Origin of the sequence: Staphylococcus sp. GDY8P85P, assembly GCF_017892405.1 — a bacterium.
Taxonomy (GTDB): Bacteria; Bacillota; Bacilli; order Staphylococcales; family Staphylococcaceae; genus Staphylococcus; species Staphylococcus borealis.
Genome location: NZ_JAESLA010000051.1, coordinates 1 through 23,861 on the forward strand (window position 1 = coordinate 1; position 23,861 = coordinate 23,861).

At 31.9% G+C, this 23,861-nt stretch carries 23 protein-coding genes and 5 pseudogenes; 14 read left to right on the forward strand and 14 right to left on the reverse strand.

Annotated features, from left to right (window positions below; all coding sequences use genetic code 11):
• Positions 1-76: 76 nt before the first annotated feature.
• The 3 genes from KA828_RS10680 to KA828_RS10690 all read right to left on the reverse strand — a co-directional run bounded on the left by KA828_RS10680 (position 77) and on the right by KA828_RS10690 (position 4,342).
• On the reverse strand, positions 77-1,291 hold the full coding sequence (locus tag KA828_RS10680) for a 3-hydroxyacyl-CoA dehydrogenase (RefSeq protein ID WP_311558069.1): 1,215 nt from the start codon (positions 1,289-1,291) through the stop codon (positions 77-79).
• Positions 1,292-1,718: 427 nt separating this feature from the next.
• Positions 1,719-2,264 carry a YdhK family protein gene (locus tag KA828_RS10685; protein ID WP_000592150.1) on the reverse strand — a complete coding sequence of 182 codons (546 nt, stop codon included), beginning with the start codon at positions 2,262-2,264 and terminating at the stop codon, positions 1,719-1,721.
• Between the two features lie 17 nt (positions 2,265-2,281).
• Positions 2,282-4,342 carry a heavy metal translocating P-type ATPase gene (locus KA828_RS10690; RefSeq protein WP_210126207.1) on the reverse strand — a complete coding sequence of 687 codons (2,061 nt, stop codon included), beginning with the start codon at positions 4,340-4,342 and terminating at the stop codon, positions 2,282-2,284.
• 268 nt (positions 4,343-4,610) lie between these two features.
• Between KA828_RS10690 and KA828_RS10695 the strand changes: the two genes are divergently transcribed.
• The 3 genes from KA828_RS10695 to arsC are packed head-to-tail and all read left to right on the forward strand — an operon-like array spanning position 4,611 to position 6,629.
• A complete protein-coding gene (locus KA828_RS10695) occupies positions 4,611-4,928 on the forward strand; it encodes an ArsR/SmtB family transcription factor (RefSeq protein WP_210126208.1) in 318 nt (105 codons plus the stop codon).
• A complete protein-coding gene (gene arsB, locus KA828_RS10700; protein ID WP_210126212.1) occupies positions 4,925-6,217 on the forward strand; it encodes an arsenite efflux transporter membrane subunit ArsB in 1,293 nt (430 codons plus the stop codon). Before KA828_RS10695 ends, arsB begins: the two co-directional genes overlap by 4 nt.
• Positions 6,218-6,233: 16 nt before the next feature.
• On the forward strand, positions 6,234-6,629 hold the full coding sequence (arsC, locus tag KA828_RS10705; RefSeq protein WP_031919618.1) for an arsenate reductase (thioredoxin): 396 nt from the start codon (positions 6,234-6,236) through the stop codon (positions 6,627-6,629).
• A 61-nt stretch (positions 6,630-6,690) separates the two neighbouring features.
• On the opposite strand, the gene KA828_RS10710 is transcribed toward arsC, so the two are convergent.
• Complete coding sequence (locus tag KA828_RS10710; RefSeq protein ID WP_031919617.1) at positions 6,691-7,449, reverse strand: sulfite exporter TauE/SafE family protein; 759 nt, start codon at positions 7,447-7,449, stop codon at positions 6,691-6,693.
• Positions 7,446-7,706, reverse strand: a complete 261-nt coding sequence (gene cstR, locus KA828_RS10715) for a persulfide-sensing transcriptional repressor CstR (protein WP_031919616.1) — start codon at positions 7,704-7,706, stop codon at positions 7,446-7,448. The genes KA828_RS10710 and cstR overlap by 4 nt, the downstream gene beginning before the upstream one ends.
• 139 nt (positions 7,707-7,845) lie before the next feature.
• Here cstR and KA828_RS10720 point away from each other — a divergent pair, with 139 nt between their 5' ends.
• Together KA828_RS10720 and cstB are read left to right on the forward strand one after the other, a co-directional pair.
• Positions 7,846-8,916 (forward strand): DsrE/DsrF/DrsH-like family protein, encoded by a 1,071-nt coding sequence (locus tag KA828_RS10720; RefSeq protein ID WP_149809645.1) that lies wholly within the window; start codon positions 7,846-7,848, stop codon positions 8,914-8,916.
• An 18-nt stretch (positions 8,917-8,934) separates the two neighbouring features.
• Entirely contained in the window at positions 8,935-10,263 is a 1,329-nt protein-coding gene (gene cstB, locus KA828_RS10725) for a persulfide dioxygenase-sulfurtransferase CstB (protein ID WP_210126209.1), read from the forward strand.
• An 81-nt stretch (positions 10,264-10,344) separates the two neighbouring features.
• Here the strand turns inward: cstB and KA828_RS10730 are convergent.
• From KA828_RS10730 to KA828_RS13205, 3 genes and pseudogenes are all read right to left on the reverse strand, one after another.
• Positions 10,345-11,274, reverse strand: a pseudogene (locus KA828_RS10730) (IS3 family transposase).
• A 122-nt stretch (positions 11,275-11,396) separates the two neighbouring features.
• Positions 11,397-11,582: a hypothetical protein gene (locus KA828_RS13200; RefSeq protein ID WP_241954964.1), complete on the reverse strand. Its 186-nt coding sequence runs from the start codon at positions 11,580-11,582 to the stop codon at positions 11,397-11,399.
• Complete coding sequence (locus KA828_RS13205) at positions 11,563-11,745, reverse strand: TetR/AcrR family transcriptional regulator (RefSeq protein WP_245336085.1); 183 nt, start codon at positions 11,743-11,745, stop codon at positions 11,563-11,565. The genes KA828_RS13200 and KA828_RS13205 overlap by 20 nt, the downstream gene beginning before the upstream one ends.
• 200 nt (positions 11,746-11,945) lie before the next feature.
• On the opposite strand from KA828_RS13205, the pseudogene KA828_RS10740 reads away from it, so the two are divergent.
• Positions 11,946-12,077 (forward strand): annotated as a pseudogene (locus KA828_RS10740) (ATP-binding cassette domain-containing protein); the annotation flags it as partial.
• 226 nt (positions 12,078-12,303) lie between these two features.
• On the opposite strand, the gene KA828_RS10745 reads toward KA828_RS10740, so the two are convergent.
• Together KA828_RS10745 and KA828_RS10750 are read right to left on the reverse strand one after the other, a co-directional pair.
• The gene (locus KA828_RS10745; protein WP_182474352.1) at positions 12,304-12,876 is read right to left on the reverse strand and encodes a TetR/AcrR family transcriptional regulator; all 573 of its coding nucleotides are present in this window, start codon (positions 12,874-12,876) and stop codon (positions 12,304-12,306) included.
• Positions 12,877-12,906: 30 nt separating this feature from the next.
• Positions 12,907-13,692, reverse strand: coding sequence for an arylamine N-acetyltransferase (locus KA828_RS10750; protein ID WP_031919611.1), 786 nt, complete (start codon positions 13,690-13,692; stop codon positions 12,907-12,909).
• Between the two features lie 136 nt (positions 13,693-13,828).
• Between KA828_RS10750 and KA828_RS10755 the strand changes: the two genes are divergently transcribed.
• The 3 genes from KA828_RS10755 to KA828_RS10765 all read left to right on the forward strand — a co-directional run bounded on the left by KA828_RS10755 (position 13,829) and on the right by KA828_RS10765 (position 16,662).
• Positions 13,829-15,238 carry a DHA2 family efflux MFS transporter permease subunit gene (locus tag KA828_RS10755; protein WP_204194313.1) on the forward strand — a complete coding sequence of 470 codons (1,410 nt, stop codon included), beginning with the start codon at positions 13,829-13,831 and terminating at the stop codon, positions 15,236-15,238.
• Between the two features lie 32 nt (positions 15,239-15,270).
• Positions 15,271-15,642: a DoxX family protein gene (locus KA828_RS10760; RefSeq protein WP_002467321.1), complete on the forward strand. Its 372-nt coding sequence runs from the start codon at positions 15,271-15,273 to the stop codon at positions 15,640-15,642.
• A 66-nt stretch (positions 15,643-15,708) separates the two neighbouring features.
• A complete protein-coding gene (locus KA828_RS10765; RefSeq protein ID WP_210126210.1) occupies positions 15,709-16,662 on the forward strand; it encodes an amidohydrolase family protein in 954 nt (317 codons plus the stop codon).
• 360 nt (positions 16,663-17,022) lie between these two features.
• On the opposite strand, the gene KA828_RS13210 is transcribed toward KA828_RS10765, so the two are convergent.
• From KA828_RS13210 to KA828_RS13220, 3 genes are all read right to left on the reverse strand, one after another.
• Positions 17,023-17,217, reverse strand: coding sequence for a hypothetical protein (locus tag KA828_RS13210; RefSeq protein ID WP_245336086.1), 195 nt, complete (start codon positions 17,215-17,217; stop codon positions 17,023-17,025).
• Positions 17,218-17,339: 122 nt separating this feature from the next.
• A complete protein-coding gene (locus tag KA828_RS13215) occupies positions 17,340-17,540 on the reverse strand; it encodes a zinc-binding dehydrogenase (protein ID WP_107366725.1) in 201 nt (66 codons plus the stop codon).
• A 195-nt stretch (positions 17,541-17,735) separates the two neighbouring features.
• A complete protein-coding gene (locus tag KA828_RS13220; RefSeq protein ID WP_239469379.1) occupies positions 17,736-18,011 on the reverse strand; it encodes an alcohol dehydrogenase catalytic domain-containing protein in 276 nt (91 codons plus the stop codon).
• A 300-nt stretch (positions 18,012-18,311) separates the two neighbouring features.
• Between KA828_RS13220 and KA828_RS10775 the strand changes: the two are divergent.
• From KA828_RS10775 to KA828_RS13355, 5 genes and pseudogenes are all read left to right on the forward strand, one after another.
• A pseudogene (locus KA828_RS10775) lies at positions 18,312-19,628 on the forward strand (ISL3 family transposase).
• A gap of 345 nt (positions 19,629-19,973) precedes the next feature.
• Complete coding sequence (locus tag KA828_RS10780) at positions 19,974-20,546, forward strand: TetR/AcrR family transcriptional regulator (RefSeq protein ID WP_076690068.1); 573 nt, start codon at positions 19,974-19,976, stop codon at positions 20,544-20,546.
• Between the two features lie 19 nt (positions 20,547-20,565).
• The gene (locus tag KA828_RS10785) at positions 20,566-21,135 is read left to right on the forward strand and encodes an isochorismatase family protein (protein ID WP_031919607.1); all 570 of its coding nucleotides are present in this window, start codon (positions 20,566-20,568) and stop codon (positions 21,133-21,135) included.
• Positions 21,136-21,240: 105 nt separating this feature from the next.
• Positions 21,241-22,416, forward strand: coding sequence for a putative multidrug effflux MFS transporter TcaB (locus KA828_RS10790; protein ID WP_348634778.1), 1,176 nt, complete (start codon positions 21,241-21,243; stop codon positions 22,414-22,416).
• Between the two features lie 447 nt (positions 22,417-22,863).
• Positions 22,864-22,977 (forward strand): annotated as a pseudogene (locus KA828_RS13355) (arsenate reductase (thioredoxin)); the annotation flags it as partial.
• Between the two features lie 60 nt (positions 22,978-23,037).
• On the opposite strand, the pseudogene KA828_RS10795 reads toward KA828_RS13355, so the two are convergent.
• Positions 23,038-23,861 (reverse strand): annotated as a pseudogene (locus KA828_RS10795) (ISL3 family transposase); the annotation flags it as partial.

A 23,861-nucleotide genomic window follows, 5' to 3' on the forward strand; every position in this document is an offset into this window, starting at 1 on the left:
CCACAAAAGATGAACATCCTAAAAAAGCGCGCCCATCTATTTGAAGATGAGCGCGCTTAATTTGATTCACACATTTTTAAGAATAAAATGTTTTGCCACGACGTGATTCTAAAAATTTCATCACGTCTTGATCAATGTTGTTGTCGTATTTTTCATGAATTTCAATGACTTTATCAATACCTATCGCATCCATCATTTCGAATGGTCCAATAGGTGAACGTGAGTTAATATGCCAAGTTGTATCAATGACATCGTATTCTGCAATTTCGTTAACGTATAAATCTTCAGCGGCTTTGAATAAAGACAATAACAGTTTAGATAACACGCCATTGTTGTCATTCGCGACGGCTTGTTGTAAATGTTCGTCAGATGGTTTTTCGCCTACAGGAATGTCCCAAGTTTCATATTCAGGGTTTGGATATGTGTAGAATCCTTTACCTGTTGCTTTACCAAGTTCACCATTTTGGATTTTGACGTTATTTTTGTCAACGTACACTTTTTTCCAAGGTGTGCCGTCTTTTTCATATTCTGCTTGTACGATAGCAGTATTTGTATTTAAACCAACGACGTCAATCGCACCGAATGGACCCACGTTCATACGTATAGCGTTCATCCAAATTTTATCAATTTCTTGTGGTGTTTCTTCTTCATTCGCATACATTTCTTCAGCCACGTGGAAGAATGGCACAAGAAGTGAGTTTTGAACGTAACCTGCATGTTCTTTTTTAATTGACACTGGGTGTAAGCCCATTGCTCCTGCATATTCAACAACTTCATCAAATACAGCACGATCTGTGTCTTTAGTCGCCATAATTTCGCCGACATTATTTAACCAAATTTCGTTCGCAAAGTGTAACGCTAAGAAACGATCTGTACGTCCTGTTGCATCTTTAAAATCACTTGGTAATAATGTTGAGGAGTTTGTTGCGAAAATTGTTTTTTCTGGCGCAACTTCTCCAAGTTCTTTATAAAATGATTGTTTTATTGATAATTTTTCAGGAATGGCTTCAATCACTAAGTCCGCATCTGCGACAATTTCTTTTAAATTTGTTGAAGTTTGGATGCTTTTAACGGTTGCTTTTAATTTGTCTTCTGGCGCATCTAAATCTTTAATATAACGCGGTACTAATTTTTCTAAACGGTCTTTTGCCGCTTCAAGCCCTTTTTTATTCACATCATAAATTGAAACGTTAAAACCTGAATACGCAGCCTGAAAAGCGATTTGGCTACCTAATACACCGCCACCAGCGACAACTACATTTTTAATATTCATCTCTACACTACCCTTCAGAAATAATTTTAGTAAATACCTTTATTATGACATCTAAAAATTAACAAAATCATGAGGTGTTATTTTTATGGGGTGTCACAATTTATTCACAACATAAGTATAATTAATATACCTTTGAAAATCAAAAGAAGAGATTTCCACTCGCAACTGTCTAATTTGGAAAACTCTTCTTATTTCGTGGCATTGTTTAAACTTATATAGTAGATATGCGCTTAGTAAAACCTTGTGATCACTAAATCACTAATATTTAAACGACTGTCATCATTTAATAAGGTAATAAACAGTTTTTTGATAAATGTTATTCTTCTAAAATTCTTTTTAATTTACACACTAAAAAATATCATCCTTAACAATAATAAGTTATTTAAATTATTGATTAAGGAGGATATTTTTATATCTATTTATTTCTCAATTTAGAACTAGATTTTTATCGTGCTTTCAACTCATTTCCTGTCATCCATTTATGATTTTTAATGATTTTACCATTATCTTTGGATTTGTAATCAACTACGTAAACAGTAGTCTTTTTCACGTTATCTATATTGGCTGTAGCACCTTTCATACCAGACATATGACTTGCTTCTAATTTAACAGTATCGCCCTTGCTAAATCCATCTTTAGGTGCATCTTTAATCTCTTCGTTTACGACCCATTTATGATTGTTTACTTTTTCATTTCCATTTGTGGGTTTATAACTTACAACATAGGCATATGTCTTATACGCACCTTTTACAGTAGCTTCTGCACCTTTCATACCTGGCATATGCCCTGCTGTAATCGTTACTTTATCTCCCACTTTAAATTCACCCTCATTAGTCGATTTCATATCTTCTGGAACTTTACTTTCATCATTATGCTTCATATGGCTCTCACTTTTTTGGTCATTAGTGTCTTTATCTTTTTCATCATTATTGGAGCAAGCTGATAATATTAGTAATGATCCTAATATCATAAAAAATAATTTTTTAATCATAATAAAACTCCTATCTTTTATTTTAATTTTAATGTAAAGGCATTAATTGCAACAATAACCGTACTTAGTGACATTAAAATAGCACCTATTGCAGGTGATAAAATCAAGCCGATAAATGCTAAAATACCAGCTGCTAAAGGTACAGCAACAATATTATAACCTGCACCCCACCATAAGTTTTGCACCATTTTTCTCATAGTATTATTTGAAAGGGTCAAGAAATGAATAATATCTGATGGATTACTTTTAACAAGTATGATATCACCTGAATCCACTGCAACATCTGTGCCTGCACCAATTGCTATACCAATATCGGCTCTTATAAGACTCGGCGCATCGTTTATACCGTCTCCGACCATCATGACTTTATTACCGTCACTTTGATAATCTTTTATAATGCTTTCCTTATCTTCTGGCATGAGTTGTGCGTGGACATCACTAATACCTAATTCTTTTGCGACAGCGTGTGCCACTTCATTATTGTCACCTGTAAGCATGACTGGTGTAATATTTCTTGATAGTAAATCAGCTACCATTTGTTTTGAGCTTTCTTTAATTTGATCTCCTTGAGCAATCATGCCAATGACTTGTTGATCCTCAATTAAATAGCTGATTGAATTACCTTGTTGAGCTAATTTAGTAAACAAGTCATCGTCATAATTATGTTTATGTTTATCAAGATAAGAGACATTTGTTATTTTATATGTTTTATTATCAATTAGACCTTCTAATCCGACACCTGGAATATTATTAACGTCTTGTGGATTAGTAAATGAAACATTTTTACTTTTCGCAAAATCAACAATACTTATAGCTAATGGGTGATTAGATTGACTTTCTAATGAGGCGAAAAGGCTTAATATTGTATCATTACTCAAATCATTTTTAAAGCTCTCATAATGATTCACAGAAAAGTTACCCTCAGTTAAAGTACCAGTTTTATCCATCATTACATAATCGATATGTTGAGCTATTTCTACAGACTCTCTATTTTTAATAATTAAACCATTATGTGCACCAATTGAAGTAGAACGTGCAGTGACTAAAGGTATTGCCAAGCCTAAAGCATGTGGACAAGCAATGACTAACACAGTTACAAGACGTTCTAATGCAAAATCAACATCATTTTGAATGAGCATCCAGACAATAAAAGAAATCACGCCAACACTTACAGCAAAGTAGAATAAATAACCCGCTACTTTATCAGATAACAATTCAGCACTAGATTTATCATTTTGTGCTTGATTAACAAGTCCCATAACTTGAGAAAGATATCCATCTTCTCCCACAGCTGTAACCTTGACTTGTATTGTTCCAGACCCATTAATAGAACCCCCGATGACGTTGTCATTTTGATTTTTTTGTACTTTTTTAGATTCTCCAGTGACTAGGGATTCATCTATAGATGTTTGTCCTTGAACGATAATACCATCTGTCGGAATGCTTTCTCCGGCTTTTACTTCGACGATATCATCAGTCATGATGTCTGATATTTTAACTTCTTCGCGTTGGCCATTATCCATAACTTTAATAGCACTATTAGGTAACAGTTCTGCCATTTTCTTTAAAGCATCTCCAGCATTTCCGACAGCATTCATTTCTATCCAATGTCCTAATAGCATAATTAAAATCAAGGTTGCTAATTCCCAAAAAAAGTCCATTGTATGACCAGTTGCACTACTAAAGTTATTCATATAAAAAGCATACAAGCTATAAATATAAGCTACTGAAATACCTAGGGCAACTAAGATCATCATGCCTGGTTTTTTTGCAGCAATTTCATCTTTACCACCAGACAAGAACGGTTTACCACCATAAAAGAATAAAATTGTACCTAATATTAACACTACCCATTCAGAACCTGGAAATGTGAATTGAAAAGGTAATTTAACGCCCATCATTGGCGATAAAAAAATGATAGGTATTGCAAAAATTAATGAAACAAAAAACTTAACTTTAAAATTTCCATGATGATGTGCATGGCCACTATGATGATGTGAGGCATGGTTATCATGATGCATGTGATTGGAATGATTCATGTGATTTTGATGATTATGCTCTTCACCATTATTATTCAAATTAACCCCTCCTATTTATGAAAATATTATATTAGCTATACTTATACTATAACACATACCCCCTAGGGGTATAAATATTTTCGATTTATCTCCATTTATGGATTTATTTATATCATTCCGAAAATGATGTCTCCACGTCCTACATTAGACCTTGTCATCGATGTTTAAAACAAGGTTTTAATTAAATGTATTATTGCAAAAAGTATTATCTATATAGATATTTGTCTATATAGATGATAATCTATAATAAAGGAGGGATGACATCCATATGTCTTATAAGGAACTATTATTACAATTAAAAATTTTATCGGATCCAAGTCGATTAGAAATATTAGACTTATTATCTTGCGGTGAATTATGTGCTTGTGATTTATTAGCGTATTTTCAATTTTCACAACCTACATTAAGTCATCATATGAAAATTCTAGTAGATAATGAATTAGTATCTACACGAAAAGACGGTACTAAGCGCATGTACCGACTTAATCATAAGTCCTTAGATTCAATCAACAATGAATTAACTTATATTAGCTCTCCTACTCAACAATGTATGTGTAAAAAGATAAAGACAGGTGAATGTACATAATGACTATTCTAGCGATTATTATTTTTCTTTTAACTCTCATGTTTGTTATTTGGCAACCTAAGGGGTTAGATATTGGTATTACAGCATTGTTTGGTGCTATCATTGCTATTATTACAGGTGTTGTTAGTCTTTCAGATGTTGTTGAAGTTACAGGGATAGTTTGGAATGCTACGTTAACCTTTGTCGCTGTTATACTCATTTCATTAATTTTAGATGAAATTGGATTTTTCGAATGGGCAGCTATACATATGGTTAGAGCTTCAAATGGTCATGGATTTAAAATGTTTGTTTACATTATGTTGTTAGGCGCTATTGTAGCAGCTTTCTTTGCGAACGATGGAGCTGCATTAATTCTCACTCCAATCGTGCTAGCTATGGTAAGAAATCTAGGGTTTAATCAAAAAGTCATTTTTCCTTTTATCATTGCAAGTGGATTCATTGCAGATACTACGTCTCTTCCACTAATTGTAAGTAATTTGGTTAATATCGTTTCTGCTGACTACTTCCATATTGGATTTATTGAATATGTAAGCCGCATGATCATTCCCAATCTATTCTCTTTACTTGCAAGTATCGTTGTATTATGGCTATATTTCAGAAAAGTTATTCCTAACCATTTTGAAATTAAAAATCTTAAAGCACCTAATCAAGCCATTAAAGATCCAAAATTATTCAAGTTTTCATGGATTGTTTTATCAATCTTACTCATCGGTTATATAGTTAGTGAATTTATTCAAATTCCAGTATCGTTAATTGCTTGTTTGATTGCGTTTATATTTACTGTATTGGCCTATAAATCGAGAGTAGTAAATACAAAACAAGTTATCAAAGGTGCACCATGGAATATTGTGCTCTTTTCTATAGGAATGTATTTAGTTGTATTTGGTCTGAAAAATGTAGGTATTACTGCACTATTAGCTAATATTCTATCAAGCATATCAAACTATGGATTGTTTAGTAGTGTTATAAGTATGGGCTTTATATCCGCATTCCTTTCAGCCATTATGAATAATATGCCTACCGTATTAATTGATGCAATTGCTATTGGACAATCTGCAACTACCGGTTTAATCAAAGAAGGCATGATTTATGCTAATATCATTGGCGCAGATTTAGGACCTAAAATCACACCTATCGGCTCCTTAGCAACATTACTATGGCTACATGTTTTAACACAAAAAGGAGTAAAAATTTCGTGGGGCACATATTTTAAAACGGGTATTGTTATTACGATTCCTGTTCTGTTTATTACATTAGTTGGTTTGTACGTTACACTTATTATATTTTAAAAAAGAGGTGTCAATGATGACAAAGAAAATAATTTATTTTATATGTACAGGTAATTCATGCCGTAGCCAAATGGCTGAAGGCTGGGGTAAAAAAATCTTAGGTGATGAATGGCAAGTATATTCTGGAGGTATTGAGGCACACGGTGTCAATCCGAAAGCAATCGAAGCTATGAAAGAAGTTGGAATTGATATATCAAACCATACTTCTAATTTAATTGACAACAATATACTAAACCAATCCGATTTAGTAGTAACTCTATGTAGTGATGCTGATCAAAACTGTCCTATATTGCCGCCTAATGTAAAAAAGGAACATTGGGGATTTGATGATCCTGCAGGAAAACCTTGGTCAGAATTTCAACGTGTTAGAGATGAAATCAAAACCTCCATTGAATCATTTAAAGCTAGATAAACTTCAAGCGTCTCAATATGATTGAGACGCTTTTTAATAGATTTTCTATCATATAATGTTCTTAAAAAATCAACTTAATGATTGCAAAGACGATTAAAACACTTACAATCACTTTTTGAATAGAATCAGGTATTTTTTGCCCTATTTTCATACCTAGAGGCGTAAATAGTATACTACCTAAAATTAACGGTATTGCACTATTGATAGGAATATAACCCTGTAATAATTTAATAATAAATGCTCCAATAGAAGAAATAAATGCAATTACAATACTATTTGTAACAACCATATTCATTGGTAATTTAAATATAACAAGTAGTACTGGAATAATAATAAATGCTCCACCAGCTCCTACAATACCAGATACCAAACCGATGATACTACCTATTGTAATTAAAAGTACGCGATTAAACTTAATATGACTAGTAGATGGTGTGATTTTAATAAACATTAGAATAAGAGCTAACAAAGCAATGATTATATAAATTACATTAACAAAATGACTATTAAATACAGTTGCTAATAATGCACCTAGAATACTACCTATTACCATTCCACTTCCCATATTAAGTATAAGCGTTCTAGAAAAATTTTTATTTTTATATGCTTTTAAAGATCCACTCAATGTACTAAAAAACACCTGACTTGAAGTTAATCCTGAAGCAATATAAGCACTATAAGTAGGTAAACCAAATAAAGGTGGTAATAATAAGAGAGCAGGGTAAATAACAATGGCTCCTCCTATACCAACTAATCCAGAAATAAATCCTCCTAAGATACCAATAGCTAACATTACTATAATTGCTGTTACACTTATCATTTACTTTTTATTAATAATTCAACTGCTTCATTAATTAGTGCCTGAGAATCTTCACTATTTTCTTCAGACATTTTGACACATTCTACTAAGTTCTCACTAATGATAATACCCATTAAACGTTGAATAGAACTTTTAGATGCACTTAATTGACTAATGACATCTTTACAACTTTTTTCTTCCTCCATCATTTTAATCACACCATTAAGCTGTCCTTGTATGCGATGAATACGATTAATCATCTTTTTATTATATTCCAATATATTTCACTCCAAATTAATTTTTTAATAATTACATCATATTGATTAAATTTTATTTTGTCAAATACCCCCATAGGTATTTGACAAAATATCTAATTCATTATAATATACCCCTACAGGTATTTAAAAGGAGGCTATTATGTCACAATATAAAACGAAACACATTAATGATTTCACTAAAAAAGAATTACAAGAATTGGGTTCTAATGGTCAATTAATTGACGTTCGACAGCCTGAAGAATTTGAATTAGGACACGTTAAAAATGCTTTATTACATTCAGTTGAAAACATAGAAAATTTTAAACACGATCGCAATAAAACTTACTATATTTATTGCAAAAGTGGTAATAGAAGTAGAAAAGCAAGTCAATTTCTTACACAACGTGGATACGATGTGGTGAATTTAGATGGAGGTTATACCGCATACGAACAACAACATAATAATGAATCATTTAAATTAAAAAAAGATAAAGAAATTCAAATCAAAGATAATCGTAAGATGTTCAATTATAGTAATCTACAATGTCCAGGACCTATTGTTAATATTAGTAAAGAAATCAAAAACATCGCTATTGGTGATCAAATAGAAGTTGTTGTGACTGATCATGGATTTTTAAATGATATTAAAAGCTGGATCAAACAAACTGGACATACACTTGTTAGACTCAATGATTCTGGTAATGAAATTCGCGCTATTATTCAAAAAGAAGAAAATAAAAATATAGAAGTGACACACACGAAAAATGGAACAACGATTGTTTTATTTAGCGGTGAGCTAGATAAAGCAGTTGCAGCAATGATTATTGCTAATGGTGCTAAAGCCGCAGGTAGAGATGTAACCATTTTTTGCACATTTTGGGGCTTAAATGCACTTAAAAAAATTCAAAATCAACGCATTAAGAAAAAAGGTATTGCAAAACTTTTTGACTTCATGCTTCCAAATTCACCAATTAACATGCCTATTTCAAAAATGAATATGTTTGGTTTAGGAAATTTAATGATGCGTTATGTCATGAAAAAGAAAAATGTCGATGATTTACCTTCTCTTATCAATCAAGCAGTTGAACAAGGTGTTAAACTTATTGCTTGTACAATGAGCATGGATGTTATGGGCATTACAAAAGAAGAACTACGTGATGATGTAGAATACGGTGGCGTAGGTGCATATATTGGATATACAGAACAAGCTAATCACAATTTATTTATATAATTAAAAAGGAATGATATTATGTTTTTTAAACAATTTTATGATAAATATTTATCTCAAGCATCTTATTTAATCGGTTGTCAAAAAACTGGAGAAGCCATGATTATTGATCCTATTCGTGACTTATCTTCATATATTCGAGTTGCCGATGAAGAGGGTTTAACCATTACTCATGCAGCTGAAACACATATACATGCAGATTTTGCTTCAGGAATTAGAGATGTTGCTATAAAGTTAAATGCTAATATTTATGTATCAGTTGAAAGTGATGACACATTAGGTTATAAAAATATGCCTAACCACACTCATTTTGTTCAACATAATGACGATATTTATGTAGGAAATATAAAATTAAAAGTGCTTCATACACCTGGTCACACGCCAGAAAGTATAAGTTTTTTACTTACTGACGAAGGTGCTGGAGCACAAGTTCCAATGGGACTATTCAGTGGTGATTTTATTTTTGTAGGAGATATCGGTAGACCTGATTTACTAGAAAAAGCGGTTAAAGTAGAAGGATCATCTGAAATAGGCGCAAAACAAATGTTTAAATCGATTGAAAGTATTAAAGACTTGCCAGACTACATTCAAATTTGGCCTGGTCATGGCGCTGGTAGTCCTTGTGGTAAATCTTTAGGTGCTATTCCAACATCTACGCTTGGCTATGAAAAACAAACAAACTGGGCTTTTTCTGAAAATAATGAAGCTACCTTTATCGATAAACTCATTTCTGACCAACCTGCACCACCACATCATTTTGCACAAATGAAAAAAATTAATCAATTCGGTATGAATTTATATCAACCTTATACAGTTTATCCAGCTACAAGTACAAACAGATTAACTTTTGATCTCCGCAGTAAAGAGGCTTATCATGGGGGACATATTGAAGGTACAATCAATATTCCATATGATAAAAATTTCATCAATCAAATTGGCTGGTATCTAAACTATGATCAAGAAATTAACTTGATTGGAGACTATTACCTTGTTTCAAAAGCAACACATACTTTACAACTTATTGGATATGATAATGTGTCTGGATACCAGTTACCACATTCTCAAATTCAAACACAATCTGTTCATAGTAAAGACATAACTGGTAATGAAGCACATGTCTTAGATGTACGTAATGATAATGAATGGAATAATGGCCACTTATCTCAAGCGGTTCATGTACCACACGGCAAACTTTTAGACACAGATTTACCTTTCAATAAAAATGATGATATTTATGTACACTGTCAATCTGGCATTAGAAGTTCTATAGCTATTGGTATTTTAGAACACAAAGGTTATCACAACATTATTAATGTAATTGAAGGTTACAAAGATATACACCTTTCTTAATATTTATACTAATTAAGAAAGACTATAAGTAATTAGAGGTACTGAACCCCTAAAGTGGGAACTTAATAAAAAAACAATATTCTAGGCTGCTAATTCTCTGTATTTTACAGGGGCTAAGTAGCCTAGCTTTTGTTGAATTCGATTATTATTATAGTTTTTAATGTAGTTTTCAACAATATCAATTACAATTTGATTCAATGTATCATTTACTAAGCTTTGATCCTGTTTGTTATTTATTTTATATGCAACAATTTCTCCGTTATAAAGATCCATAATTGAAGATAAATACAACATGGGGTTACCGAAAGATAAATAAGTAATATTTTTTGTTAATACTTCCATTGGTTGACTTGCTTTAAATTGTCTTTGTAGTAAATTATCTGTTTTATAACAAGGTTTACCAATGCTTTTAGTCTTTTTAGGTCTAACTCGACAATTTAAATCATTCTTCTGCATGATTCTCTGAATTCTTTTATGATTAACTGCTACTGAAGACAATTGATTAATCAAGGTTGTAATTTTTCGATAACCATAGATGTATTGGTTGTCTTTACACAATTGAATGATTTTTTGCTTCAAGTCATCATTTTTATAGTTCTTGTGTTCCCATCTATAATATGTCAGTTCAGGTATTTCTAAAACATCAAGTATTATTTTTACTGAATACTTATGCTTTAATTGATCAACTAATTTTACGATTACTTTTGGTACCCCTTCCTTTCCAATTCTTTTTACTTTTTTAAAATATCTATTTCAATATCTTTTCTATTATTCTCTAATTTTAATTCTTCAACTTCTGAGAGTTCTTCAAGTTCTTTACCATAAGTATATTGCTTACCGACTTGTTGAGAAAATCTATAAGTTTCCCCATTTCGATACCATCTCCACCATGTTTCCACCTGTGTTCTATTTCTAATATTTAATGTTTCTATAATTTTTTTATCGAATAACCAGATTTTTTCATCTCAATAGTTTTATACTTGTTTTTAATGAATAAGACACTCTTTTCATAGAAAAAACACCTCCGTATGATTCATTTTAAATGAATTCAACGAAAGTGTTTTTATATTATTCCCATTATTTGGGGGCCAGTGTCATATAATTAAAAATTATTTTTCCTTATTTGTAAGTGCCTAAGTATTCATAATAGGCACTAAACGAACTTCAATGTTTTGTTGTAAATTCTTTTTCATGGCTTGGTGGACAATATAAACGCCATTATCTCTTAACAATAAAAGTAGTAATTCTCCTTCATTAATCCAAGAGTTTAACGCGTGTTCAAAGAATTGACGTCGTTCCTCAAATTGAATTTGTGTCAATTGACGCTTCCCTTTTTTTCATCATGGCTTTTTGATATTGAAATAAAAAGTCATCTTTATCTCTATAGTGTTGATAAAATGTTCCCCTACTAATGCCACTTTCATCACAAATATCTTTAATACTAATGTCATCATAAGATTTAACATTTAGTAGTGTAATCATACTTTTTTTCAATTTTGGTTAATATTTTATACACACGTTTATCCATGGTTTCTTCGTTCATTTGTGTCGCCCCCATAACATTATTGAACATTTATATCTCATGTGTCTGATTATTTCAATTGATGCATGCAATTGTCGAAAATTGATTTATATTGAATATACAGTAATTAAGCAGAGTGTCAAATAAGGAGGTACACAGCATGATGCAGACGATTGCTTCACTTAAAGACGCAGTAAAATCCTATGATAAACATAAAGTTTTAGACCAAATCAGTCTAGACATTAACGAAGGCGAACTTTTGGGACTAATAGGACCTAGTGGTTCAGGTAAGATGTTCTTATTCTTCTTATCTTTATTATTTTATTTATCATTTTAAATATCATCGGACTTAAGCGTTATCGCAAAGTTTAACAATCTATCATATGACTTATAAAAATTGTAGCCTGGGACATAAATTAATATCTCAGGCTACAATAAATTTTAAGGGGCTATTTAATGAACTAGTGTTTATTTACATTTGCTCCTTTCTTAATTCTGTCCAACTTTCAAGCTATTATCTATCCTATAAATATATCTAATAGTCTACTTAAAAATTGGTCTTTTGTCAGTTGTTGATCGTGTTTGGCAAAGTAATAGAAATCTGATGAAAATGAGTTTAGCATCAAATTAATCTTAAACTCTAAATCTTGGGTCTGTTGCTGACTAGTGAACTGGTCTTTAATCAATTCTTTCAGTTGTTCATAAAACGGAATATTAATCATTGACTGATGTTGAGAATTTGATTTCTCAATAAAATTTAGGACATTAAAGTTTGCCTCTTTTAAATCTAAATAAATAGATAAAACACCATATATTTTATCCCTCACAGACGCATCTTGATGCTGATGAAGGAACGTATCCATTTCATCAAACATATCATGAACCTTTTCATCCATCATCGCTTGGCATAGTAACGATTTACTTTCAAAGTGACGATATAAAGTGCCTACACCCACGCCAGCTTTCTTCGCGATTTCCGACATATTCATCTCACTAATATCTTCACCCTGTGCTAATAATTGGGTCGTTGTCTGTAAGATGATTGCTTTGTTATGCGTTGCATCACTACGTTTTTTCCGTTGATTGGTCATCTTATCCCCTTCCAAACGATGTGCTCCCTTTTATGGTTCTAATCTATTAATTTTAACATCTAAATTGAATTCTTCTTTTAAAAATTGACGATAATTTTCACTTGTCACATCATATTTTTCTTTATCTCGTTGTTTCGTTAACGTTAAATTATTTTGAGACATTGTCGCACGACCATATGATTTAGGCATTGTAACGAGCAAACGTTTAACGAATGTAGAATTAGGATTAGTTTGATTGTATTCGATATTATAATCAAAATCATGAATGTCTCTAGGTTCTAACTCAGCTTCGTATTCTGTATCCCACTCATTGTCTTTCCATTTTTGAATGTAGAATAAGTTATCATTTACATAAATGGCACGATATTCTCCGTTAATATCCTCAATGATTGCATCACTATCTTGATTATTAATTGGCATAGCACTTATTGGCAAGTCACCATAACCGACATCAGCGACATAATTGACACTATCAATCGGCACGATTAATGACATATGAGAGCCTTTAAGACTACGTCCGCCCCCTGGTGTATGAATAGTTGCAGATACCATATTTGCTGTGAAGCCTTTTGCTTCTAAGTACGCTTTGAAGAAGTGATTCATTTCATAACAGAAACCACCACGTTGGTGATTAACGATTTTTTCATAGATATCATCTACTTCTACTGATATTCTCACACCATTTTGAACATCTATATTTTCAAAAGGCACTGTTAACATATATCGTTTTAAATAATAATTTAATGCTTCCAAGCTTGGTTCATTATATTTATTTGGATCTATATTTAAATATTTTTCAAGACCTTCAATATTCATTACTAAGCATCTCCTTTTTACTTTTTTCGTTTTTTAACACTATCTATATTATATTGAATTCATAAATTTGACAAACGGAACGCATTCCGAATAAAATAAGTGATAGTTGATTCCATTTAAGAAAAGAGGTGAAATTATGACTCAGACACAACCATCACATTTAAATATAAAACAACGTAATTTAATGATTGCGGTCATGATGATTGGTGCTTTTATTAGTGTCTTAAATCAAACGTTACTTACAACGATATTGCCAGAGGTCATGAAGGACTTTGCGATATCAAGTAGTACGGCACAGTGGTTAACGACCATCTTTATGTTAGTGAACGGTATTATGATTCCTGTCACAGCCTACTTAATTGAGAGATTTTCATTACGTACACTATTCTTTACGGCTGCGACCTGTTTAATACTTGGTTCTTTAATCTGTATGTTGGGTGTTAATTTCCCATTATTATTAGTGGGTCGTAGTATTCAAGCGTTAGGTGCAGGTATTTTAATGCCATTATCTCAAACACTATTATTCATTATTTTTCCTGTTGAAAAACGTGGTATGGCAATGGGTATCTTCGGTCTTGTCATAGGCTTTGCACCTGCGATTGGTCCTACAGCAGCAGGTTGGTTCATCCACCTATTCGATTGGCGCTATCTATTTTTAGTCGTGCTCTTAATTAGTGTGGTTGACGCTATTTTCGGCTTTTTATATTTGAAAAATATTACCGAGACACAACAACCTTCGTTAGACATCTTGTCAGTCATCATGTCTACATTAGGATTTGGTGGTTTACTTTATGGCTTTAGTTCAGCCGGTAACCTGGGTTGGTCACATCCATCCGTTTACGTGACGATCATCATTTCCATCATTATACTTGCGCTATTTATACGTCGTCAGTTGAAACTACCTTCACCGTTACTCGAATTTAGAGTATTTAAATACCGTAGTTTCACCATTTCGATGACTTTAATTGTATTAATGTTTGTACTCTTTATCGGTAATTTGACTATTTTACCTATATACATGCAAACCATGATGCATTGGTCACCTTTAGAATCTGGTCTCATCTTATTACCTGGTGGACTCGTCATGGGCTTGTTGTCGCCTGTTACTGGTAAATTATACGACCGTGTTGGCGGCCGAAGTTTAAGTATCACTGGCATGTTATTGATTATGATAGGTGCCTTATTCATGGCACAGTTCAATCCACAAACATCAGCATTGTATGTCATTGTGACATTCTCAATCTTGATGTTAGGTAATTCTATGATTATGACACCAATGACTACACAAGCATTAAACGCTTTACCTGTATCCTTGATTGCGCATGGAACGGCAATGAATAATACAATTCGCCAAATTTCAGCAGCTATCGGTACAGGTATACTTGTAACACTCATGACTGGTTTCGGTCACCTTTCACCATTACACGGTGCAGCCGGCCTTATCCATGGTCTAGATATGACATTTTATATCGTTGCCTTTGTAGCACTGATAGGTGCATTCATTGCACTCTTCTCAGAAAAAAGACAATCAAATACAACACACTAATCTTTAATATTATTTAATAGGAGGTGTTAAGCATGTTACTAAGACATGTTATTAACGCATATGTAGGAAAAGAAATTTTAAAAAGTAGTTTACCAAAAGTAAAAAATGACGATGCTATGGCACAACAATTTAAAGAAGGATTCGGATTATCACGTCGTTCAATGCGATTAGCAGGATTATTCGAATTTGTAGGTTCTATCTTTTTATTTAGTTCAATTTTAGGCAAACTTGGCCAAAAATTAGTCGTTGTGGGCACTCTAATGATTAACATAGTGATGGGTACAGCAATCTACAATCACTATAAAGCAGGACATGGTCACCAAGGTGCCAAAGCCGCTTCTAAATTCTTTATGTTAAATGTTCTTAGCTTAATCGAAGTTTTAAGTTTAAATCGTCGTCAATAAAAGATTATATTTTTTAAAACTGGATAAATATTTAATATAGTCATTTAATTAAAGGAGAACAATCATATGTCAAATGCAAAAGCGATTGATACACATGCACATTTATGGAGCGAAGACTATTTAGAGAAATTAGGCAAATTAGGTAGTCAAGGTACAGAGGTTGCTAAAGGAATTAATCAATCTGCCTCTAAAGAAGATCTAGACAAGCGCTTTAAAATGATGGACGATGCTGGCGTTGATATGCAAATCATCTCTGCCACACCACAATCACCACAATGGGGTACAAAAGAAGAAGCACATCAAAGTGCACAAGAGATTAACGATTTATATGAATCATTGATTCAACAATATCCAGACCGTTTCTTAGCATATGGTGCAGTATCTCTTCCATATGTCGATCAAGCTATTAAAGAAGCGCAAGAACTACTTAAAAAAGATGCCTTTGTAGGTATTGCGATTCCAACTATTGTGAAAGATAAAGTGTCAGTTGCCGACAAACAATTCGAACCTTTCTTCGAAGCTATGAACGAATTAAATGCAACACTTTATATTCATCCAACTGGTTGTGGTGCCCAAAGTCCACTCGTGAACGACTATCAATTAGAATGGGTGATTGGCGCACCATTAGAATCTACATTCATTACGTTACAATTAATTAAAAACGAGATTCCACAAAAATATCCAAATATCAAATTCCATATTTCACATTTAGGTGGTGCTTTACCATTCTTCATGACTCGTATTAAAGACAATTACGAAGACTGGAACGCCTTTAACATTGATCCATATGAAGTATTAAATCGTCAATTTTGGTATGATACTGCTAATTTCCATGAACCTTCTTTAATCAATACCATTGATACATTCGGTAAGGATAAGCTCATGATGGGGTCAGACTTCCCTTACTTCCAAGATGAGAAATATACACGTGGTGTAGACTATATTAAAAACAGTGATATTGATCCAGACACAATTGACGGTATTTTAAGAGATAATGCAATTCAGCTCTTTAATATTTAATTTTATATTTCTACTACTACTTATTCATGTTAGCAATTTATAAGAAATGAAATTATTATTTGAGCTGTGTTAATTGTAGTTATGAGATTAAAAATGCTTGTTTTAATCTTATATACTTGATTAACAATAAAGGCTGTTGAAAAGACATATAGAACATAAACAATCTTTAAATTCCATGTAAATTAACTACGAAAATATACGAAAGTAAGTTCATATAAAGTTGGGCTCATAAGAGGTAAAGATATATATAAGAGCAGAACGGATAACTAGTAATTAGCTATCTGTTCTGCTCTTTTTTGTAATCTTTAAATGCTTTTTATTTAGAAATCACATATAAAATTGAGAATCTAAGTATTGAATTTAAAAAGTTGGAATTACTTTGGATATAGATATTAATAATACCGGTTTAATAACTTTTCCAGAATTTGAATCTAAAATTGCTTGGTTAATATATTCGAAGTCATAAAATTTAACTAATTTATTAAAATCAAATTGTCCTTGCTTATATAATTCAATTGATTGAGATATTTCAAATTGAGCAATCGCATCACTCATCAATACACCTTAATGGACTTATTTTGGAGTACTAAATCTGTAAAGCTATTCATTTCTAATTTATTTTGTGTTACAGCTATAGAGGCCATTACTCCTTGCGTACCAAGAACATCTATAGCAGACTACATAACAGTTGAAACTCCTATTTTGTCAACAGAAAAACTCACCCCTTTGCCATTAGTTATTTTATTTACTTCTTCAATTAAATCTTCATTAGAAATATTAATCACATGCGTGGCACCTAATTCCTTTGCAGTACTTAATCTGCGACCATGAATCTCTACAGCAATAACTTTTGTACAGCCTTGTGCTTTTGCTAACATTAATGCTGCTGAACTTACCGCACCAGTACCAAATACAACTATACTATCTCCAACTTTAGGTTTTAAGCCATTTACAATTGTTCAAGCTCCAGTTAAGAATCCACATCCTAAAGGGACAACTAATCTTAAATCAATATCATTATCTATTTTAACTAAGTTTCTATAATTTGTAATTGTATGTGTAGAAAAAGAGCTTTACGTAAAGAAATTAGATACTGCTGTTCCATCTTGCTTTTTGAATGTGTATGATCCGTCTATTCTAGCCCCACTCATATTTAATGTAGTCCAATTTATACAAGAAGAAGGATTCTCTGAATTGCAGTTTTCACATTCTCCCCAAGTATTGTAAGCCATTAAAACTTGATCTCCAACTTTAAAATTTGTAGCTTGCTCACCTACCTTTTCGATAATTCCTGCTCCTTCATGTCCTAATAGTGCTGGAAAAGAAAATTCTACATCACCAATTCTCATTGCTTCGTCAGAGTGATAAATATATAAAACTACCACTTTAACAATAACTTACTCACTTTGTATATCTTGAAGTTCTAAATCTCCGAATTCATAATCCCCTTTAACTTTGTTAATAACTGCTGATTGTTTAACATAATATCATCGCTTTATCAATTAATATACATATTTTTAGGTTCTATACTTAATTGGACTGATGAAAATCAGTTCAATTTTTTTATGTCTTTAAGAATATAAAAATGGCGCAAATATCTCTATAATTGTAAGTGCCTTAAACCAACAATGAGGAGAGATATTGCGCCTATGACTGATTGTATATCAAAAATACTTAGAATTAAAGATAAAAATATTAAATTTGAAGACACATTAGATGAAAAAGTCTATAAAGGAATGACCTGTTTATTCTTTTACGGTGAACTATCCTATACACCTCCAAGGTGGGCATTATGTGGGTATAAAAATAAGGATTATTCAATCGTTAAAAATGGCAAGAAACAATCATGCATTACGCTTAATAAAATGAATGAAAGACCAGTTTATTTAGTATTAGCGAAGCAACGCTTTTATTGTAAATGTTGTGAGTCTCACTTTACTGCTAAAACAAATGTTGTTGATATGTACTGCTATATTGCTAACTCGACCAAGCTAGCGATTGTCGATAAAGCCACACAAGTCCGTTCAGAGAAAACCATCGCCCGTGATACATCTGTATCACCTACCACGGTCTCTAGATACATTGATATGATTGCGAATCAAATACATCAAACGCCTTAATCAATCCTCGCCCGAACACCTTATGATGGATGAATTTAAAAGAGTTAAAAATGTATCAGGGAGTATGAATTTTATTTACGCCGATGCGTTGACGCATCCTATTGTAGATATCGTAGAAGATCACCGTTTATTTTCGTTAAAACGATATTTTAATCGGTTTCCTTTAAAAGAACGTCAAAAAGTAAAAACCATTACGATTGATATGTATCCACCTTATATAAATTTGATTCGTAATATGTTTCCTAATGCACATATTATTATTGATCGCTTCCATATTGTACAATCTATTCATCGTGCGCTTAATATGGCACGTGTCAGTGCCATGAATGACCTAAAAAACGCACATCGCCCAGATTACAATAAGTGTAAACGTTATTGGAAACTGGTCTTAAAACCTACGGAAAACTTAGAATCCTTTGAATATAAAAAAATGAGATTGTTTAAAGAATGGAAGACCGAAAAAGGTGTCGTCAAGCATATTTTAGCTTTAAACTCAACATTAGAACGTACTTACCACTATGTAAATCAACTACGCACCTGTATTAAAACGAATGACTTCTCGGCATTAGTGACAACTTTATCTATGATTGACTTATCACTGACTCATAAAAAATTTAAGCCAGTTGTAGGGACTTTACGCAAGTACACTGATTTCATCAAAAACACCCTCACTTATACTAATCTGACCAACGGTCCAATTGAAGGCATTAACAATAAAATTAAATTAATTAAACGGGTATCTTATGGTTATAGAAATTACAATCACCTGCGCAATCGCATAATTTTGTGTTCTAAACTTTACGCATATAGACCAAAAAAGAGATTAAGCAATGTTTCGTTGCTTAATCTCTATAATTGAGGCCATCAGTCCAATTTGACAGAGAGCCATATTTTATCGCTTTTGTAATCGTTTTCGTAATTTTACTTCTTACTAAAAGTATTGTATTAGAAGAAATGAATAAAGCTAGTAATTATAACTTAGCAAAAATTGATTTGTTTTAATAGATGATACTAATATCAAAGTAAATTAAAGAATAGTAATTGATTCACTCACTATCTTTAAAACCCACTTTTTTAAAAGTATATTAGAATAAATATTTTTTAGATTAAACGCTTGAAACGGAGACCCGTCTCACTTATAATGGTTTTATTAAATATGTATGAAACAAATAATTTGAAGGTGAGGTTTATATGTCAAAGCGAAGTGATGCTATTAAAAATGAAAAGCTTATTATAAAAACAGCTAATGAACTTTTCAATATGTATGGTGTAGATTCGATAAGTATGAAAAAAATAGCGGAAGCCGCTCAAATTGGTAAAGGAACATTATATCGTCACTTTTCCAATAAGTCCGATATTTGTTCTGCACTGTTGAGTCAAGAAATTGAACACATGTTTAATCAGATTGATTATAAAAAGAAAATTCAAACTGATCAGCAAGAATTACTTCGTTTTATATTTTTATCTCTTATTGAAATTATGGAGAAAAATGTAAGTTTAATTAAAGAAATTGAACGTTCAGACAAAAAAAATCGTGTACTTATGCAGACACCCTTCTATGTAAAACTTAAATCAGAAGTTATGTCATGTATAACAAAAATGGATATTGTCAATGATCCTGATTTTCATGCTGATATTTTACTGAATTCTTTTTCAGCAGATGTATTTGAGTATCAACATTATGTTAAAAAGATTCCCTCCAAACAATTTGTAGATCGTATTTTGAAAATTTTTGTTCGAGGTATTCAGTCCTCAAAACTTTGATAACGAAAGGAAGATAAAAATGGATTTCAAGAATACAGCTTTAGTTTTAGTTGACTTACAAAAAGGTATTGCGAATACTGCTGAAACAGCTCCGCATAGTGTCTCAACAGTATTAAATAATGCTGCAAAAATGGTGGAATTATTTAGAAAGAATGAAGGTTTTATAGCATTTATTAGGGTTGATTTTATTGACGGTAAAGATGCTCTAAAGCCTAATGCGATGAAATCCTTGCCAGGAGGTAGTCCGAATCCTGATTTTGCTGAAATAGTTGATGAACTTGGGGTAAAATCAACGGATTATGTTGTAAGTAAACGAGGATTTAGTGGCTTTTTTGGCACAGACTTAGATTTACAACTACGACGTCGAGGTATTCAAAATATCGTCATTGGTGGCATTTCTACACATATGGGTGTTGACACTACTGCGCGTGATGCTTATCAAAATGCATATAATCAATATTTTGTTTCTGACATGATGTCTGCACCTGAAGCATCATTACATCAATTTTCAATTGAACAAACATTTCCATTTATGGGACAAGTTGTTACAACAGAATATATGATTAAAATTTTAGACTCTAAAAAGTAGTAATCTTTAAAAGAACACGAAAGTCTTTATTTTGACTTTCGTGTTCTTTTATTGACAAATTCTTAAAATAGAACCAGAAAGGAAATTTATAATGAAGAAAAAAATATATCCCCTTTATTTATTCTAATTATGGCTGGTCTGGCTGCGTTTGGTCCACTATCAATTGATATGTATCTACCAGCATTGCCTGAAGTTAAATCTATGCTAAATACAAGTACTGCTCAAGTTCAAATGACACTTACATTTTTTATGATTGGCCTGGCTTTTGGTAATATTACTATTGGAACACTATCTGATACGTTTGGTCGAAAAAATCCTTTAATATTTAGTTTAATTGTTTATATTTTATCTTCAATCGTTATTGCAATTGCACCGCATATTACAATCGTTCTTATATTTCGTTTCATACAAGGATTTGCTGGTGGAGCTGGTATCGTCTTATCAAGAGCTATTGCCACAGATTTATATAAAGGGAAAGAGCTCACGCAGTTTTTAGCAATGTTAATGCTTGTCAATGGAGCAGCACCAGTGTTAGCACCATTGTTTGGTGGTATAATTTTAAATTTTTTAAATTTCCGTATACTTTTCTGGATTTTAGCATTACTTAGTAGTTTAATGCTTATAGGTACACATTTAAAAATCAATGAAACTTTACCTCCTCAAAATCGTAGACAGGCTCATTTTAAAATTATAGCTGAAGATTTTAAATTATTATTAACACGTCAATCATTTGTCATTCCAATGATTATTCAAGGTTTTACATTTGCTATGTTCTTTGGATATATGGCAGCTTCTCCGTTTATTATGCAAAATATATACGGTCTCAGTGCCCAACAATATAGCTACATTTTTGCTTTGACGGGTCTAGGATTAATTTTCACTGCCCAAATAACAGGGCGTCTCGTTGAACACATGAATCAACATACACTCTTTCGTATATATTCAGCTATCCAATTAGTAGGGACAGTTATTACGATAATTGCGTTAACCAATCACCTTACTTTATGGATTTTATTACCATCATTTATTCTTATAGTTGGACCAGTCGCCGGTATAGGTACTTTAGGATACGCAATAGCAATAGAAGGTCAAACGAGAGGTATCGGAAGTGCTTCTAGCTTAGTAGGTTTAATGCAATATTTAATTGGTGCTATTACAACACCACTTGTAGGATTACAAGGAGAAAATAGTTATACACCGTATATCATTGTCATTTCAATTACAATGATAATTATTGTAACTTTTCAAATTTATCATAAAGTATTTATTGAAATACATTAGTATAATATATGATAATTTAGCACTAAGGTAATCAAGTATCTATAATTGTCTATTAGTTTTACTAAATTAATTTTTGTTTTTTCTCATTGTATACATTTTAATTCATTTGTATCGCTATTGTCTTTTCTAATTGGAGGAATTTCATTAATCGTCATTTTTTATATACTCTAAACGAAATATTGAAGTTTCTATTATATTATATATATATTAATTTAGAATCTCAGATTCAGAGCTTATTGAAAATTTTTTAAAATTATGATTATAATAAAAATTTAGAGGATGTTAGATAATAATCATTTGATTTTTCTAAAGGAGATATTTATTATTTTAAAATTAAAGTAAATAAACATTAATCCTGAACACCGTGAGACGTGTTCAAGATATTATTATGGCAAAGCAATAAAGCGCAGTCCGCCGCACCAGAGATCATCATATCACCTAACGTCAAAAAAAGATTACTGGGGCTATGATGAGCCATCAAGAAAAGAATGGTCAGAATTCTAACGTGTTAGAGATGAAATTGGAAAAAGAATACAAGAATTCAAAGAAACGCTCGTTTAATGTGAGCGTTTCTTTATATGGCTCTACGTCAAATCGGACTGATGAGTCCTAATATTGAGATTATGCAACCTTAGGTTGTTTAATCTCTTTTTTTGTGTTTGAGGCAAATAGTCGCGAAGTTATAATAATTCGATTACGCAAATTATCATAATTTCTATAACCAAAAGATACCCTTTTAATGAGTTTGATTTTATTGTTAATTCCTTCTAACGGACCGTTGGTCAGGTTAGAATATGTCATAGTATTTTCAATGAAAGCTGTTAATCGTCTTAAAGTTCTAATGACTGGGCGTAGCTTAGGGCACACATCTGAAAGATGAATTGAAAAGAGTGTATGATTAAATTTTTCTATTTGGTTTTCTTTTAATAATCGTCTTAACTCATGAACGTATTGATATGTATTAAATAGTTCTACATCTACACCTAATAAGTAATTCATAATGCCTTTTTCGGTTTTCCACTCTTTAAATAAATGAGCTTTACGATAATTAAATGCCTCTAGCGTTTCGAAAGGTTTAAGAAATAGTTTCCAATAACTTTTATATTTATTATAAAGCGGTCTATTAGAAGTTTTAAAACCATTCATTATGTGAACTCTAGACATATTTAAAGCTCGATTTAAAGATTGAACAATATGAAAACGATCAATAATAATCTTCGCATTAGGAAATAATTGCTTGATTAGCGACATATATGGTTCATACATATCAATCGTTACTGTTTTGACCTTTTGTCTTAGTTTCAAAGAATAGCGATAAAAATGATCTTTTAGCGATTTTAACTTACGATCCGCTACCACATCTACGATGCGGTGCTATACAGCATCTGCATAAATAAAGCTCATTATCACATTTACATTTTTAACACTTATAAATTCGTCCATCA